Raw genomic sequence first — 15,719 nt, forward strand, 5'->3', positions numbered from 1 at the left:
TCACCGCGACGGGCCCTCGGGCGTTCCGGGCACCGGCCCCGCGCGGGCCGCGGGCCCGCCGACCGGCCGTCAGGAGTGGCGCAGCTCCGGCGGCGGCGTCCGCTTGGCGTCCACGTCGTCCACCCGCACCAGGCTCCCCCACACCGCCATCCGGTAGCGCGAGGTGTACACCGGCGTGCAGGTGGTCAGCGTGATGTACCGGCCGGGCCCGGTGTAACCGGAGCCGACCGGGACGGGCGCGACGATGCCGGTGTCGTACTTGGAGGTCTCCGGCAGGGTGTTGTCGACCTTGTAGACGTACCACTTGTCCCTGGTCTCCACGACGACCGCGTCGCCCCTGTGGACGGCGTCCAGGTCGTGGAACTTGGCGCCGTGGCCGTCCCGGTGGGCGGCCAGCGCGAAGTTGCCGCTCGGGTCCCAGGGCATCGCGGCGCGGTAGGGCTGCTCGTACACCCCGGCCACGCCCTCGGCCAGGACGTCGCCGCCGGTGCCCATCCTGATCAGCACCTGGTAGTCCCGGCCCATCGCCGGGACGTGCAGGAAGCCGAGCGCGTCGCCGGCCGCGTACGGCGCGGCGGGCGCGGCGCCGGGCGCCGGCGTCGCACCGGGCGACGCCGGTGCGGGGGCGGCGGTCGGGCCCGCGGCCCAGGCGCCGCGCAGCCGGTCGGCGGCCGCGGCCGCGGTGCGGTCGGCCTCCACGTTGGTCCACCACAGCGAGTAGGCCACGAACAGGCCCAGCACCAGCCCCAGGGTGATCAGCAGCTCGCCGAAGACGCCGAGCGCGGCCAGTGCCCGGCCCGGGCCGCGCCGGGCCGGCTCCGGGCCCTCCCCGGGCGGCGGGAAGGCCTCCTGCACCGGCTCGGCCGACTGCGCCGTCTCGTCCGTCATCTGCGCTGCTCCCCATCCGTGCCGGGCGGCCGGGCGACTACCCGCCGATCGCGGCCGGCTTGCCCTGACTGCGCGGCCGTTCCTCGGTCATCTTGCCAAAGACGATGAGGCGGAACTTCGAGGTGAACTCCGGGGTGCAGGTGGTCAGCGTGATGTACCGGCCGGGGCCCGCGTACCCGGCGCCGTTGGGCACCGGCTTGATCACGCTCACGTTGCTCGGGGAGGTCTCCGGGATGCCGCCGGTGATCTCGTAGGTGTAGTACGAGGTGGCGGTCTCCACCACGACCTTGTCGCCCTTGGCGAGCTGGTTGATGTACCGGAACGGCTCGCCGTGGGTGTTGCGGTGCGCGGCCAGCGCGAAGTTGCCCGACTTGTCGGCCGGCATGCCGGTGCCCGTGTAGTGGCCGACCAGGCCCTTGTCGAGCACCGCCGACTTGGAGGTGCCCTCGGCGATCGGGAACTTCAGGCCCAGCTTGGGCAGGTAGATGATGGCGAAGCCCTTGCCGGGCTCGAACACCTCCGGCTTGGCCGGGTCCGGGGCCGGCTGGCCGGGAGCCGGCGCCTGCGCGGCGTCGAACTGCTGCTCCAGCTGGTTGCGGGCGCCGCTGGCGGCCGCGTCGGCCTGCACGTTGGTCCACCACAGCTGGTAGGAGACGAACAGCAGCATCACGACGCCGAGCGTGATGCACAGCTCGCCCACCATGCGCGCGGCCACCACGGCCTTGGACTCCTTGGGGCGCGCCCGCCCGGCCGCGCGGCCGTTCGCCCGGCGCCGCCCGTTGCCGGAGCGCACCGAGGTGCGGCCCTGCGCGGCCCGCCGGCGCTCGGCCCGGCCGCCGGTCGGCGGGGCGGGCTCGGCGGCCGGCCCGGCCTCGAAGGCCGGCAGCCGCAGCTGGAGGGTCTGGTCGGGCAGCCACGGGTACTCCGGGCCGGACGCCCCGGGCTGCGCGGCCTGCTCGTAGACGCCCCAGGCGTCCTCGGGAGCGCCCGGGCCCTGCCGGTACGGCTCCTGACGGTGCGGCTCGGCGCCGGCGCCGCCCCCGTACGACCCGTCCCCGTACGGGGCACCGCCGAACTGGGCACCGCCGTACTGCTGCTGCACCTCGCCGTACTGCTGCGCCCCGTCGTACGGGCCCGCCTCCGGCTGGTAACGCCCCTCCGGACGCAGCGTGGTCACGCCGCTCAGCCCCGGCCGATCACCGGGGCGAGCCCGGCCGACCGGTCCACGGCCTGCGGGTGACCGCACTCGGCCAGCCAGTTCGCGAGCATCCGGTGCCCGCCCTCGGTGAGCACCGACTCGGGGTGGAACTGCACGCCCTCGACGGGCAGTTCACGGTGGCGGAGGCCCATGATCACACCGCTCCCGGTGCGCGCGGTGACGGCCAGCAGGTCGTCCGGCACGGTGTCCGGGTCGACCGCCAGCGAGTGGTAGCGGGTGGCGGTCAGCGGCGAGGGCAGTCCGGCGAACACTCCGCCGTCCTCGTGCTCGACCAGCGAGGTCTTGCCGTGCAGCAGCTCCGGCGCCCGGCCGACCACCGCGCCGTACGCCACCGCGATCGACTGCAGGCCCAGGCAGACGCCGAAGACCGGCAGCCCGATCCCCGCGCAGTGGTGCACCATCTCGATGCAGACCCCGGCCTCCTCGGGCGCGCCCGGGCCGGGGGAGAGCAGCACCCCGTCGAAGCCCTCGTCACCGGACCGGCGGACGGCGTGCCCGACGGTCACCTCGTCGTTGCGCACCACCTCGCAGGTGGCGCCGAGCTGGTACAGGTACTGGACCAGGTTGAAGACGAAACTGTCGTAGTTGTCGACGACCAGGATGCGGGGCGGGGTCGGCTGGGTGGTCATTCTCGCGTGGTCTCCGTGGGATGCGGGGCGGGGTCGACTGGGTGGAGGGGCCGGGCCGTCGGTTCAGCCGGCCGCGGCACCGTCGCCGCCGTCCACTGTGACGTCACCGAAGGGGAGCAACGGTTCCGCCCACGGGAAGACGTAGGTGAAGAGGAGGTAGACGATCCCGACGACGAGGAGCAGCGAGATGACGGCCCGGACCAGGGTGTTCCCCGGGAGATGACGCCAGATCCAGCCGTACATGGTGCTCCCTCGACGTAGCGGACTGGGGTCAAGAGTAGACCCGGGATCAACGGCCGGGAGGCCGGTCCCGTCACTGCTGTCCGCCGGCCGATCGCAGCTCGGTGGTGCCGGTGTAGCCGGGAAGGGTCAGGTCGCCGCTCTCCTGGACCTTCCAGCCGAGCCCGTACGCCTGGACGTACTGCAGGTAGTTGCGGATCGTCGGATCGGTGTCCACGGCCGCCCGCAGGGCGTCGGTCCGGCCCACCGCCCGGACCACGTAGGGCGGCGAGTAGACCCGGCCCTGGAGCAGCAGGGTGTTGCCGACGCAGCGGACGGCGCTGGTGGCGACCAGCCGCTGGTCCATCACCTGGACGCCCTCGGCGCCGCCCCGCCACAGCGCGTTGACCACCGCCTGGATGTCCTGCTGGTGGATGACCAGGTCGTTGACGCCGGGCTCCGGGACGTTCGGGATCCGCGCGGTGGCGTTCGGCGGGGCGTCGTTGAGGGTGACGGTCAGGCCGCCGCCCTGCAGCGGTTCCAGGGCCGCGCCGAGCCGCAGGCCGTCCATCCGGGCGGCGTCGGCGGGGTTGCGGCCCTGCTGGCCGGTGAGCTCCTGGGCGCGGGCCTGGAGGTCGCTGAGCTGGGCCTGGGCCTGCTGGTTCTGCGCGCTGCGCTGGCGTATCACGTCGCCGAGGCTGAGCAGCGAGTTGTCGGTCCGCAGGTCGGTGCCGCGGGCGGTCTGCGCGCTGATGTAGAAGAGCAGTCCGGCGAGCGCGAAGACGGCGCAGGTCAGGGCACGTCCGACAATTCGGGTGCGGGAGCGGCGGGTGGCGGTCGGCCGAGGGGGAATCGACAAATTAGGCACCGTACCCTTATCTCCTTAAGACCCGCCGAGCCACTACGCTAACGGACGCCGGTGGCGACTGCGGGAACGGTCCCCGTAGCGTTCCCCACAGCCCACCACCGCCGACTCGAACCCCCGCTGCACCTCTGCGCGGTCTCACAGCGCATCGACAGGAGAGCTCCTCGTGCCGAAGTCTCGACTCCGCAAGAAGTCCGACTACACCCCGCCGACCACGGCCGCCGCGGTGAAGATCAGTTCGGGCCGTAGTTGGGTCGCGCCGCTGATGCTGGCACTGTTCCTGATCGGCCTGGTGTGGATCGTCACCTACTACGTGACCAGCGGCAGCTACCCGATCGAGAGCTGGCGGAACTGGAACATCCTGGTGGGCTTCGGGTTCATCGCCGCGGGGTTCGGCGTCTCCACCCAGTGGAAGTGACCTCCCGCTCGTCCTGAGGCCCGCACCGGGCCTCCCCTCCCGCCGCTCCGGACCGCGTGACCCGGGGCGGCGGTCAGGCGTGTCCGGGCCCGGACGCCCATCCGATGCGCTATCCCGACAATCGGGTTGTCGCGCTTATCCACATGGTTATCCACAGTGGGGAAAAGTCTCCCCAGCCTGTGGATAACCAGGTGTCCGCGGACTGTCCACAGCTGTGCACAACTCCCCCGGTCCGGGGGAACCGCACAGCAGGACACGCGTAGAACAGCAGTTCACCACGGGGGCGCGGAACAGCCTGTGCACAACCCCGCACCCGCTGTGGACAACCCCCCGGCGGCGTCACGCGCCGTAGCGGGCCATCCCGATCATCACCATCGCCGCCACCACGGCCACCGCCCCCAGCACGGTCAGCGCCTGGAGCGGGCCGCGCCGCTCGCGCGGCGCGTACATCAGCCCGGCCGCCGTCAGGCCGCCCACGAAGAGGCCGCCGAGGTGCGCCCGCCAGTCGATCACGTCCGACCGGGCGAAGGTGATCACCAGGTTGAACACCAGGAAGGCCACCACCCAGGCCAGCGGTCCCCGGTCGCGCAGCCGCATCACCACCGTGGCGCCGATCAGGCCGAAGATCGCGCCGGAGGCGCCCACCGTCCGCAGGCCGTCGCCCGACACCAGGAAGGCCAGGGCGCTGCCGCCGAGTCCGGAGAGCAGGTAGAGGGCCAGGAAGCGCAGCCGGCCGAGCGCCTCCTCCAGCTCGGGGCCGAGCCGGAGCAGCACCAGCATGTTCAGGCCGACGTGCCACCACTGGAGGTGCAGGAAGGCGGCGGTCAGCAGGCGGTACCACTGGTCCGGGCCGGCGGCCACGCCCTCCGGCCCGCCGGCGACGCCCCGCCCGACGCTGTACAGCTCCCAGACCTGCCCGAGCCGCGGCGCGAGGACGTAGGCGGCCAGGACGAAGACCACCGCGTTGATCCCGACCAGCACCCTGGTGACCAGTGCGTCGCCCGCGCCCGGGGCCCCGCCGAACCGGGTGGTCGCCCGGCGCGCCCCCCGGTGCCCGTCCCCGACGCACCCGGGGCACTGGAAGCCCACCGCGGCGGGCACCATGCACTCCGGGCAGATCGGCCGGTCGCAGCGGGTGCAGCGGACGCCGGTGGCCGTCCCCGGGTGCCGGTAGCAGCAGCCCGTCGCGGCCTCCGGTGTCCGATCGTCCGGGAGCATCGGCGTTCCCCTTCCCGTGCGCTACCAGCGAGGCCGTCAGCCTACTGCCGGGGCTTCGCGCCCCGGGCGCCCCGAGGGCCGGTACCCGGGCCCCGCAGACGGCCCACTCCGGAGTGCCGGTGGACAAATCAGGATGCATGATCAGCATTCAGGTGGATATGTGCGTAAAGGACGCCACCCAGGAGGAGAGACTCGTGACCTTTTCGGACTCGGCTCGTGAGACGGCCACCAAGACCCGGGACACCGCCGCGCAGTTCGCGGACGGCGCGAGGCAACGCCTGGGCCCCGCCATGGACGCCCTCGGGCCGAAGGCCGCCCAGGCCGCCCAGGGCCTCCGCGTCCAGTACGACCGGCACCTCGCGCCGCAGTTCGGTCACCTCTTCGCCAGCCTGCCGCCGGAGGCCCAGAAGAGCACCCTGAAGGCCCTCCACCGGGCCCAGGAGGCCGCTCTGGCGGCCCGGCTGTCCGCCGCCCACGCCGCCGACCAGGCCCGCTCCACGGTCGGCCCCAGGGTCGCCCAGGCCGTCGAGGACGCCCGGGCCGTCGTCGTCCCGGTCGCCCAGGAGGCGCAGACCCGCGGCGCCGCCGCCTTCACCGCCCTGCAGGGCAACGTCACCTCGGCCGAGATCAGCGACCTCGCCGCCCGCAACGCCCGGCGCCGGCACCGCAACCGCTGCGCCACCGGGCTCGCCGTGGCCGGCGCGGTGGCGGTCGGCAGCGGCGTGCTGGCGTGGCAGTGGTGGCGCCGGCACAGCAACCCGGAGTGGCTGGTGGAGCCCCCGACCGGGGCGGCCGGCCGGCCGGCCGGCGCCCACGCGGCGGGCGGCGCGGGCCCGGCCGGGGTCACCGCCGCGGACGCCGCGAACGGCCCGGCGGTCACCCCGCCGGCTGCCGGCAACGGCAACGGCACCGGGGACGCCGAACCCGGCCCGCCGCCCGGCCGGCCCGCCGAGGACGACCGCCCCAAGCCGCACGACCCGCGCAAGCACCACTGACCGCCGCAACGGCCCCGCCCGACCGGCGGGGCCCGCCGGAACGCAGATCGGCCGCTGACCCGGATTCAGGTCAGCGGCCGATCTGCGTCACGACTGCGTGGAACTGTGGAGCATAGGAGACTCGAACTCCTGACATCTGCCTTGCAAAGGCAGCGCTCTACCAACTGAGCTAATGCCCCTCGTCAGGCACCGCGGGTGCCGACGGGCACTAGCGTACCGGGTTCCGGCGCGTTTCCCAGCGCCGTCCCCCCGGGCCGACCGGACCGGCCGCCGAGGCGGTGTCCGGGCGGTGCCTGGGGCGCGGCCGATCCGGTCGGGTGACCGGGCCGGCCGGCCCGGGAGGCGCGGTCGTGCGCCTCCGGAGATCGTCGATCGTCAGATCGTCCGGGCTCAGCGACCGGCCGGAACCGGGTCGGTGGCCTCGGTCCACAGGTCCTGCTCGGCGCGGTCCGCCTGGACCTGACGGTAGACAAAGAAGCCGCCGAGGGCGACCAGGGCGACCAGGAGAAGCTTCTTCACCGCGGGACCTCGTCCTTCTTGCGTTGGCGGACTCAGGAGCCGGTGCTCCGGCCGGAGTGACCGGGCCGACGAGTCCAGATGTGTTTCGAGCGCAAACGGGCTGTCGGGTGCCGGACCGCCCTTGCGGCCGATGATACACACCGGTGTCCCAATCGTGACCAGCCACCGCTGCGGCCAACCCGGGGGTCCGGGCCGAGGATTGACGCCGCACCTCCTGTCGTACCGGTCGGGCCGCCCGGACCGGGCCGGGCCGGGGAAACGCCGAGGGGCCCGGAGTGCTGCACTCCGGGCCCCTCGTGGAGGTGGGCCTAACAGGACTTGAACCTGTGGCCTCTTCCTTATCAGGGAAGCGCTCTAACCGTCTGAGCTATAGGCCCCTGCCACGCGGCAAAGGTTACCGGAACAACCGGCCGGCGGTGACATCCGGTCGAACCCCCGGCTCCGGCCGGCGTCCGCGCGGAACGCCGAAGGGCCCGGAGCACATGGCTCCGGACCCTTCGCGGTGGTGGGCCTAACAGGACTTGAACCTGTGGCCTCTTCCTTATCAGGGAAGCGCTCTAACCGTCTGAGCTATAGGCCCTTGCCGCACTGAAAGATTAGCGGACCGATGGCCGATCCCCCAAATCCGGGTCGGCGGGGGCCGCCGCGCGGACTCCCCCGACCAGCGGCGACGCCCCGACGGCCGGGCGGCCCAGCAGCCACTCCCCGCGGGTCGGCGGGAGTCCGGCCGCGCCCGCGTCGGTGCTGCGGACGGCGAGGACCTGGTTGACCCCGATCCGGTTCTGCTCGAAGGCGAGCGCGCTGGCGGCCATGTACAGCCGCCAGACCCGGGCCCGGCCGCGGCCGACCAGTCCGACCGCCTCCGTCCAGCGGGCCTCCAGGTTGGCCACCCACTCGCGCAGGGTCAGCCCGTAGTGCTCGCGCAGCGACTCGACGTCCCGGACCTCGAAGCCGGCCTCCTCCAGCCGGGCCACGGTGGAACCGACCGGGGAGAGCTCGCCGTCGGGGAAGACGTAGCGGTCGATGAAGGGACTGGGGCGGTAGGGCTCGCCGGGGTGGTCGGGGCGGCGGGCGATCTGGTGGTTGAGCAGCCGGCCGCCGGGCACCAGCAGCCGGTACAGGCCCTCGGCGTAGGCCCGGTACTGCACGGAGCCGACGTGCTCGGCCATCCCGATGCTGGAGATCGCGTCGAAGGGGCGGTCGGGGACCTCCCGGTAGTCCTGGAGCCGGACCTCCACCCGGTCGGCCAGACCGGCCTCCTCGACCCGGTGGCGGGCCAGCGCGACCTGTTCCCGGGAGATGGAGACGCCGACGGCGGTGACGCCGTAGTGCCGGGCCGCGTGCAGCAGCAGCGAGCCCCAGCCGCAGCCCACGTCCAGCAGGCGCATGCCGGGGCGCAGGCCGAGCTTGCGGCAGACCAGGTCGAGCTTGGCCTCCTGGGCGGCCTCCAGGCTCTTCGCCTCCGGCGTCCAGTAGGCGCACGAGTAGACCATCGAGGGGCCCAGCACGAGCCCGTAGAAGTCGTTGCCGACGTCGTAGTGGTGGCTGATGGCCGCGCGGTCCCTGCCCCGGCTGTGCAGCCGTCCGCGGGCCCGGCGGACCTCCTCCGGCGGCGGCGTCGGCTCCGGGCCGAGCGCCCCGGCCCGCAGCACGGCCGTCAGGGCGCGCCGGCCCGGCTCGCCGAGCACCTCGCCCGGGCCGAGCCGCAGCGTGCGGATCTCCGGGAGCTCGCCGAACCGGCCGACGGCCGAGAGCACCTCGTAGAGGTCGGAGTCGGGGGCGACCTCCAGGTCCCCCGCGACGTAGGCCCGGGCCAGGCCCAGCTCGCCCGGCTGCCAGAGCAGCCGGCGCAGCGCCCGGCGGTTGCGCAGGACCACGGTGGGGGCTCCCGGCGGCCCGGCCGCGCTGCCGTCCCAGACCTGCAGCCGCAGCGGTGCCGGCACCCCCAGCAGCCCCTCCACGGCCCCGACCAGTCGATCTGCGAGCTTCGCCACGTGCGCCTCCGTCCAGCCGTCCTGCGGAACGTCCTCCGGCCCGGTCGGGCGGACCGGGGGGCGGCCTGCGGCACTCCCAGACCTGGACCGGGCGGCGTCCAGCTAAACCCACCGCGGCCGGCCCGTTTCCGGGCGGCACGCCGCGGGCGGCCGGCTGTCACCCGAAATGCCGACGGGCCCCACAGGCTGGAACAGCCTGCGGGGCCCGGTCATTCCGTCCGTGGACGGCGGGCTGAGCCCGGATCAGGAACCGACCCGGGGTCAGTCCTCCTCGGCCAGCGTCAGCTCGATGCCGCCGGTGAAGCCGGCCGCCGCGTTGTAGATGAACGCCGAGAGCGTGGACAGCGCGGTCAGCAGCACGACGTCGACCACGGCGATCAGCGCGGTGAAGGTCATCACCTTGCCGAAGCCCACGTAGTCCATCAGGTTCAGGCCGCCGGTGCTGTCCGAGCCGGTGACGTCCTTCAGGGTCTTGGTCAGCGAGTCGAAGACGCCGAGCGAGTCGAGCGTCATCCACAGCACCGCCGCGGCCACGATGATGATGATCCCGACCGCCAGCGACAGCAGGAAGCTGACCTTCATCACGGACCACGGGTCGGCCTTGGTCACCCGCAGCCGGGCCTTGCGGGTCCGGCCGAGGCCGGGACCGGCGGCCGCGGGGGCCGCGGCCGGACGGCGCGCGGCGCCCGGGACGGGCGTGCCGCCGGGCGGGGTGGTGCCGCCGGTCCGGGTGCCCCGGGCCGGGGTCGGCTGCCCCTTGGCGTAGGTGGTCGGCTGCGAGAAGCCGCCCGAGCCGGGCGCCGGTGCGCTCGGCGGCGGGGGCGTCTGACCGCCGTAGGTCGCGCCGCCCTGGCCCGCTCCGCCCACCGGTGGCATCAGCGAGGTGGACGCGGCCGAGTGCTCGGCCGGCGGCTGGGGCACGCCGTACCCACCCCCGCCCTGCGCGCCCGGACGGCCGCCGGAGGGTCCTCCCGCAGCACCCGTGGCTCCACTCACCTGGTCCTCCCGCACTTCCCACCAGGGCGGCGGCACCGCCCTGCTTCGTCACTCGTCATCCAGCGCCCGGCGGGATTGCCCGGAACTGGTCGGCGACCGGAGCCGCCGCGTCCTCTCTCTGGACGCGACGGCGCCGGTCCGCGGTTCGGTTCAGGCCTCGGCGTCGCCGCCGGCCACCGTCTCCGTACCCTCGGCCGTCTCGGTGGACGCGGTGTCCGCGACCTCGTCCTCCGCCGTCTCCTCGTCCTCGGCCTCCGCGTTGCGGGCCATGCCCACGACCGCGTCGCGCTTTCCGAGGTTGATCAGTTGGACGCCCATGGTGTCACGTCCGGTTTCACGAACTTCGGAAACCCTGGTGCGGATCACCCCACCCGACAGGGTGATCGCCATGATCTCGTCGGTGTCGTCGACCACGAGCGCCCCGACCAGCGAGCCCCGGCCCTCGACGATCTTCGCCGCCTTGGTGCCGTAGCCGCCGCGTCCCTGGACACGGTACTCGTCCACGCCGGTGCGCTTGGCGTACCCGCCGTCGGTCGCGGTGAAGACGTACGTCCCCGGCCGGACGACGTTCATCGAGAGCATCTCGTCGTCCTCGCGGAAGGCCATGCCCTTGACGCCGGAGGTGGCGCGGCCGGTCGGCCGCAGGGCGTCGTCGGTCGCGGTGAAGCGGATCGACTGGGCCTTCTTGGAGACCAGCAGCAGGTCGTCCTCGGAGGAGACCAGCTCGGCGCCGATCAGCTCGTCGTCCCGGCCCTCGTCGTCCTGGCGCAGGTTGATCGCGATCAGGCCGCCGGAGCGCGGGGAGTCGTAGTCCTTCAGCGGGGACTTCTTCACCAGGCCGGCCCGGGTGGCGAGGACCAGGTACGGCTTGTCCTCGTACGTCCGGACGGCCATCACCTGGGCGATGTGCTCCTCCGGCTGGAAGGCCAGCAGGTTGGCGACGTGCTGGCCGCGGGCGTCGCGCCCGGCGTCCGGCAGCTCGTAGCCCTTGGCCCGGTAGACCCGGCCCTTGTTGGTGAAGAAGAGGATCCAGTTGTGGGTCGTCGTCACGAAGAAGTGGTCGACGATGTCGTCCTGCTTCAGCTGGGCACCGCGCACGCCCTTGCCGCCGCGCTTCTGCGAGCGGTAGAGGTCGGAGCGGGTCCGCTTGACGTAGCCGCCGCGGGTGATCGTGACGACGATGTCCTCCTCGGCGATGAGGTCCTCGATGGAGAGGTCGCCGTCGGAGGGGATGAGGGTGGAGCGCCGCTCGTCGCCGTACTTCTCGACGATCGCGGTGAGCTCCTCGGAGATGATCTCCCGCTGGCGGGTCGGCGAGGCCAGGATCGCGTTGTACTCGTCGATCTTGCGCTGCAGCTCGTCGTGCTCGTCGGTGATCCGCTGGCGCTCCAGGGCGGCCAGGCGGCGCAGCTGCATCTCCAGGATGGCGTTGGCCTGGAGCTCGTCGATCCCCAGCAGGCCCATCAGGCCGGTGCGGGCGGCGTCGGCGCTCGCCGAGGCCCGGATCAGCGCGATGACCTCGTCGATCACGTCCAGGGCGCGCAGCAGGGCGCGCAGGATGTGGGCGCGCTCCTCCGCCTTGCGCAGGCGGAAGGTGGTGCGCCGGACGATGACCTCGACCTGGTGGTTGACCCAGTGCCGGATGAAGGCGTCCAGCGCCAGCGTGCGCGGCACGCCGTCGACCAGGGCCAGCATGTTGGCGCCGAAGTTGGTCTGCAGCTCGGTGTGCTTGTACAGGTTGTTCAGCACGACCTTGGCGACGGCGTCGCGCTTGAGCACGACCACCAGGCGGGTGCCGGTGCGGGACGAGGACTCGTCGCGGACGTCGGCGATGCCGGCGATCTTGCCGTCCTTGACCAGGTCGGCGATCTTCAGCGCGAGGTTGTCCGGGTTGACCTGGTAGGGCAGCTCGGTGATGACCAGGCACTGGCGGCCCTGGATCTCCTCGACCTCGACCACGGCGCGCATGGTGACCGAACCGCGGCCGGTGCGGCAGTAGTCGTCGATCCCGCGGCGGCCGACGATCAGCGCGCCGGTGGGGAAGTCGGGGCCCTTGATCCGCTCGATCAGCGCCTCGAGCAGCTCCTCGTTGGAGGCGTCCGGGTGCTCCAGCGCCCAGAGCGCGCCGGAGGCGACCTCGCGCAGGTTGTGCGGCGGGATGTTGGTGGCCATGCCGACCGCGATGCCGGTGGCACCGTTGACCAGCAGGTTGGGGATGCGCGCGGGCAGGACGGTGGGCTCCTGCGAGCGGCCGTCGTAGTTGGCGGCGAAGTCGACGGTCTCCTCGTCGATGTCGCGCATCATCTCCATGGCCAGCGGCATCATCTTGCACTCGGTGTAGCGCATGGCCGCGGCCGGGTCGTTGCCCGGGGAGCCGAAGTTGCCGTTGCCGTCGACCAGCGGCATCCGCAGCGACCACGGCTGGGCCAGCCGGACCACGGTGTCGTAGATCGAGGTGTCGCCGTGCGGGTGGTAGTTGCCCATCACGTCGCCGACGACGCGGGCGCACTTGTAGTAGCCCTTCTCGGGGCGGTACCCGCCGTCGTACATCGCGTAGAGCACGCGTCGGTGCACCGGCTTGAGGCCGTCGCGGACCTCGGGGAGCGCCCGGCTGACGATCACGCTCATCGCGTAGTCGAGGTAGGACCGCTGCATCTCGGTCTCGAGCTCGACCGGCTCGATGCGCATCGTCGTCTGGGCGGTGGCCTCGGCGGCCTGGGGGGTCTCGGGCTGTTCGCCGTCGGGACGGTTGTCGTCGACCACTGGTGGTCAGTTTCCTTTCACGCGGACTGGTACGTGCTCGCTGCCGGGTCGGGCGGCGTCACACGTCCAGGAAGCGGACGTCCTTGGCGTTGCGCTGGATGAAGGAGCGGCGCGCCTCGACGTCCTCGCCCATCAGCACGGAGAACAGCTCGTCGGCACGGGCGGCGTCCTCCAGGGTGACCTGGAGCAGCAGCCGGTGCTCGGCGTCCATGGTGGTGACCCGGAGCTCCTCGGCGTTCATCTCGCCGAGACCCTTGAAGCGCTGGATCGCGTCGTCCTTGGGCAGCCGGCGCCCGGCCTCCACGCCGGCCGCGATGACCGCGTCGCGCTCGCGGTCGGAGTAGGCGTACTCGAAGTCGTCCTTGCCCCACTTGATCTTGTACAGCGGGGGCATGGCGAGGTACACGTAGCCGGACTCGACCAGCGGCCGCATGAAGCGGAACAGCAGGGTGAGCAGCAGGGTGCGGATGTGCTGTCCGTCGACGTCGGCGTCCGCCATCAGGACGATCTTGTGATAGCGGAGCTTGGCGTCGTCGTAGTCCTCCTGGATGCCGCAGCCGAAGGCCGAGATCAGCGCCTGGACCTCGGTGTTCTGCAGCACCTTGTCGATCCGGGCCTTCTCGACGTTCAGGATCTTGCCGCGGATCGGCAGGATGGCCTGGGTGCGCGGGTCGCGGCCCTGCTTGGCCGAGCCGCCGGCGGAGTCACCCTCGACGATGAAGATCTCGCACTCGGACGGGTCCTTGGACTGGCAGTCGGAGAGCTTGCCCGGCAGCGAGGCGGACTCCAGCAGGCCCTTGCGGCGCGTCAGGTCGCGGGCCTTGCGGGCGGCGACGCGCGCGGTGGCGGCCTGGATGGACTTGCGGATGATGTCCGCGGCCTCGTTGGGGTTGCGGTCCAGCCAGTCGTTGAGCTGCTCGTGGACGACCTTCTGGACGAAGGTCTTGGCCTCGGTGTTGCCCAGCTTGTCCTTGGTCTGGCCCTCGAACTGCGGCTCGCCGAGCTTGACCGAGATGATCGCGGTCAGGCCCTCGCGGATGTCCTCGCCGGAGAGGTTGTCGTCCTTCTCGCGGAGCAGCTTCTTGTCCCGCGCGTAGCGGTTGACCAGGCCGGTCAGCGCGGCGCGGAAGCCCTCCTCGTGGGTGCCGCCGCCGTGGGTGTGGATGGTGTTGGCGAAGCTGTAGACCCCCTCGGTGTACGAGGAGTTCCACTGCATCGCGACCTCCACCGAGATCGCCTTGTCCTTGTCCTCGGCCTCGAAGTCGATCACCGAGGGGTGGACGACCTCGCCCTTGCGGGAGTTGAGGTGGGCGACGAAGTCGGCGATGCCGCCGTCGTACTTGTACGTGACGGTGAGCGGCTTGCCGTCCTCGTCGACGTGCTCGGGGCGCTCGTCGGTCAGCGAGATCGACAGGCCCTTGTTGAGGAAGGCCATCTCCTGGAAGCGCCGGGAGAGCGTCTCGAAGGAGTAGACGGTGGTCTCGAAGATGTCGCCGTCCGCCCAGAAGGTCACCGTGGTGCCCGTCCGGTCGGTCTGCTCGCCCTTGACCAGGGGGGCGACCGGCGCGCCCATCTTGTAGTCCTGGGTCCAGATGTGGCCGTCCTTGTGGATCTCCACGGAGAGCCGGGTGGACAGCGCGTTCACCACGGAGACGCCGACGCCGTGCAGACCACCGGAGACCGCGTAGCCGCCGCCGCCGAACTTGCCGCCGGCGTGCAGGACCGTGAGCACGACCTCGACGGCGGGCTTGTCCTGACCGGGGACGATGTCCACCGGGATGCCTCGGCCGTTGTCGACGACGCGGATCGCACCGTCGGGCATGATCGTGACGTCGATGGTGTCGGCGTACCCCGCCATCGCCTCGTCGACGGAGTTGTCCACGACCTCCTGCACCAGGTGGTGCAGGCCGCGCTCGCCGGTGGAGCCGATGTACATGCCGGGGCGCTTGCGGACGGCGTCGAGGCCTTCCAGCACCTGGATGTTGCTACCGGTGTAGGAAGCCTGGTCGGTCTGGTCTGGGGTCTGGCTGGGGTTGCCGGAATCGGCCACGAAGCGCCCTCTCTGGCACAGCACGGGCCGCATTCCCGCCCCGTGCGGGCGAGCGTGCGACCACGGCGTTTCGACTCGGTTGCCACTAGCAACAGTGTTTGGCTCTCAGTCTACCGGTACGACTGACAGAGATGGGCGTTTGGCAGCCCTTGAAGGCAGATACGCCGCCCTGAATCCCCTCTGCACATGTCCCGATACTCGCCCCGGGGGCCCAGAGCGCCTGGAAGGGCTGTCAGGGGTTCCGGAAGATCGTGGTCCGGTCGGGGCCGGGCCGGCACCGGTCAGCCCCAGGTGTCGCCCGGCCCCTTGCTCCCCGGCGCCCGCAGCCGGCCGTAGCCGCGAGCGGGTGCCGCCGGGCCGAGGACCTTGATGGTGCGGACCGTGCCGTGCCCCAGCTCGTGGTTCAGACGGGCCACCAACTGCTTGGCCAGCCACCGCAGTTGGGTGGCCCATGCGGTGGAGTCGCACTGCACGGTGAGGACCGCGGCGGTGTCGTCGAAGGAGGAGGGGTGGCAGTGCGCGGCGATGTCCGGGCCGACGATCTGCGGCCAGCGGCCCATCACTCCGCCGACCGCGGCCGAGGACTCCCAGCCGCGCTCGGTCAGCAGCCGGTTCAGTGCCGCACCCAGCGGGACGGGGTCGCGGCCGTCCGAGCGGGCGCCGCTGCGCAGGCCGTACCGCTTCGCCTCGCGCTTCTCCCGCACCTGCTCGCCGCGCTGGCGGGCGTTGGCCCGGGCCGCCCGCAGCGCCGAGCGGGCGAGGTCGGCGCCGGTGGGCGCCGCGTCACCGGGCCCGGCGGGCCGCTGCTCCGCGGACTCGCTCACGGCGATCTCCTTTTCCCCAGCCTGTGGACAACGGTCGCGGTCGCGCGCCGATGAGCCGTCCAGCCTACGGGAGCGCGCGGGCCCGGGGGACGGGTGTGACGGGTGGGGACCGGACGGACGGG

Annotated in this window: 14 protein-coding genes and 3 tRNA genes; 2 read left to right on the forward strand and 15 right to left on the reverse strand. The window is 72.5% G+C overall.

The annotated features are described in order from the left end of the window. Positions 1-69 precede the first annotated feature (69 nt). The 5 genes from AB0N04_RS28895 to AB0N04_RS28915 all read right to left on the reverse strand — a co-directional run bounded on the left by AB0N04_RS28895 (position 70) and on the right by AB0N04_RS28915 (position 3,814). Positions 70-888, reverse strand: coding sequence for a class E sortase (locus AB0N04_RS28895; protein ID WP_360212902.1), 819 nt, complete (start codon positions 886-888; stop codon positions 70-72). Between the two features lie 37 nt (positions 889-925). Beyond that, entirely contained in the window at positions 926-2,065 is a 1,140-nt protein-coding gene (locus tag AB0N04_RS28900; RefSeq protein WP_360212900.1) for a class E sortase, read from the reverse strand. 5 nt (positions 2,066-2,070) lie between these two features. Beyond that, positions 2,071-2,736 (reverse strand): aminodeoxychorismate/anthranilate synthase component II, encoded by a 666-nt coding sequence (locus AB0N04_RS28905; protein ID WP_360212898.1) that lies wholly within the window; start codon positions 2,734-2,736, stop codon positions 2,071-2,073. Between the two features lie 63 nt (positions 2,737-2,799). After that, positions 2,800-2,979, reverse strand: coding sequence for a hypothetical protein (locus AB0N04_RS28910; RefSeq protein WP_280673909.1), 180 nt, complete (start codon positions 2,977-2,979; stop codon positions 2,800-2,802). Between the two features lie 70 nt (positions 2,980-3,049). Beyond that, a complete protein-coding gene (locus tag AB0N04_RS28915) occupies positions 3,050-3,814 on the reverse strand; it encodes a DUF881 domain-containing protein (protein ID WP_360212896.1) in 765 nt (254 codons plus the stop codon). A 172-nt stretch (positions 3,815-3,986) separates the two neighbouring features. Between AB0N04_RS28915 and crgA the strand changes: the two genes are divergently transcribed. Beyond that, positions 3,987-4,238: a cell division protein CrgA gene (gene crgA, locus AB0N04_RS28920; protein WP_360212894.1), complete on the forward strand. Its 252-nt coding sequence runs from the start codon at positions 3,987-3,989 to the stop codon at positions 4,236-4,238. A 339-nt stretch (positions 4,239-4,577) separates the two neighbouring features. Here the strand turns inward: crgA and AB0N04_RS28925 are convergent, their stop codons facing one another. Next, positions 4,578-5,456, reverse strand: a complete 879-nt coding sequence (locus AB0N04_RS28925; RefSeq protein ID WP_360212892.1) for a rhomboid family intramembrane serine protease — start codon at positions 5,454-5,456, stop codon at positions 4,578-4,580. Between the two features lie 194 nt (positions 5,457-5,650). On the opposite strand from AB0N04_RS28925, the gene AB0N04_RS28930 reads away from it, so the two are divergent. Next, positions 5,651-6,451 carry a DUF5324 family protein gene (locus AB0N04_RS28930; protein WP_360212890.1) on the forward strand — a complete coding sequence of 267 codons (801 nt, stop codon included), beginning with the start codon at positions 5,651-5,653 and terminating at the stop codon, positions 6,449-6,451. A 106-nt stretch (positions 6,452-6,557) separates the two neighbouring features. Here the strand turns inward: AB0N04_RS28930 and AB0N04_RS28935 are convergent. The 9 genes from AB0N04_RS28935 to AB0N04_RS28975 all read right to left on the reverse strand — a co-directional run bounded on the left by AB0N04_RS28935 (position 6,558) and on the right by AB0N04_RS28975 (position 15,597). Beyond that, a tRNA-Ala gene (locus AB0N04_RS28935) sits at positions 6,558-6,630 on the reverse strand. Positions 6,631-6,841: 211 nt separating this feature from the next. Next, the gene (locus AB0N04_RS28940; RefSeq protein ID WP_014137031.1) at positions 6,842-6,970 is read right to left on the reverse strand and encodes a DLW-39 family protein; all 129 of its coding nucleotides are present in this window, start codon (positions 6,968-6,970) and stop codon (positions 6,842-6,844) included. Between the two features lie 303 nt (positions 6,971-7,273). Then, a tRNA-Ile gene (locus tag AB0N04_RS28945) sits at positions 7,274-7,347 on the reverse strand. Positions 7,348-7,473: 126 nt separating this feature from the next. Then, positions 7,474-7,550: transfer RNA gene (locus AB0N04_RS28950), tRNA-Ile, on the reverse strand. Between the two features lie 16 nt (positions 7,551-7,566). Continuing rightward, the gene (locus AB0N04_RS28955; RefSeq protein WP_360212888.1) at positions 7,567-8,964 is read right to left on the reverse strand and encodes a cyclopropane-fatty-acyl-phospholipid synthase family protein; all 1,398 of its coding nucleotides are present in this window, start codon (positions 8,962-8,964) and stop codon (positions 7,567-7,569) included. A gap of 261 nt (positions 8,965-9,225) precedes the next feature. Further along, positions 9,226-9,885, reverse strand: a complete 660-nt coding sequence (locus AB0N04_RS28960; RefSeq protein WP_360212886.1) for a DUF3566 domain-containing protein — start codon at positions 9,883-9,885, stop codon at positions 9,226-9,228. A gap of 225 nt (positions 9,886-10,110) precedes the next feature. After that, positions 10,111-12,723, reverse strand: coding sequence for a DNA gyrase subunit A (gene gyrA / locus AB0N04_RS28965; protein ID WP_360212884.1), 2,613 nt, complete (start codon positions 12,721-12,723; stop codon positions 10,111-10,113). Positions 12,724-12,781: 58 nt separating this feature from the next. Then, entirely contained in the window at positions 12,782-14,797 is a 2,016-nt protein-coding gene (gyrB, locus tag AB0N04_RS28970) for a DNA topoisomerase (ATP-hydrolyzing) subunit B (protein WP_360212882.1), read from the reverse strand. 257 nt (positions 14,798-15,054) lie between these two features. Beyond that, a complete protein-coding gene (locus tag AB0N04_RS28975) occupies positions 15,055-15,597 on the reverse strand; it encodes a DciA family protein (protein ID WP_360212880.1) in 543 nt (180 codons plus the stop codon). Positions 15,598-15,719: the final 122 nt, after the last annotated feature.

This window comes from Kitasatospora sp. NPDC051702 (genome assembly GCF_040681575.1).
GTDB lineage: Bacteria > Actinomycetota > Actinomycetes > Streptomycetales > Streptomycetaceae > Kitasatospora.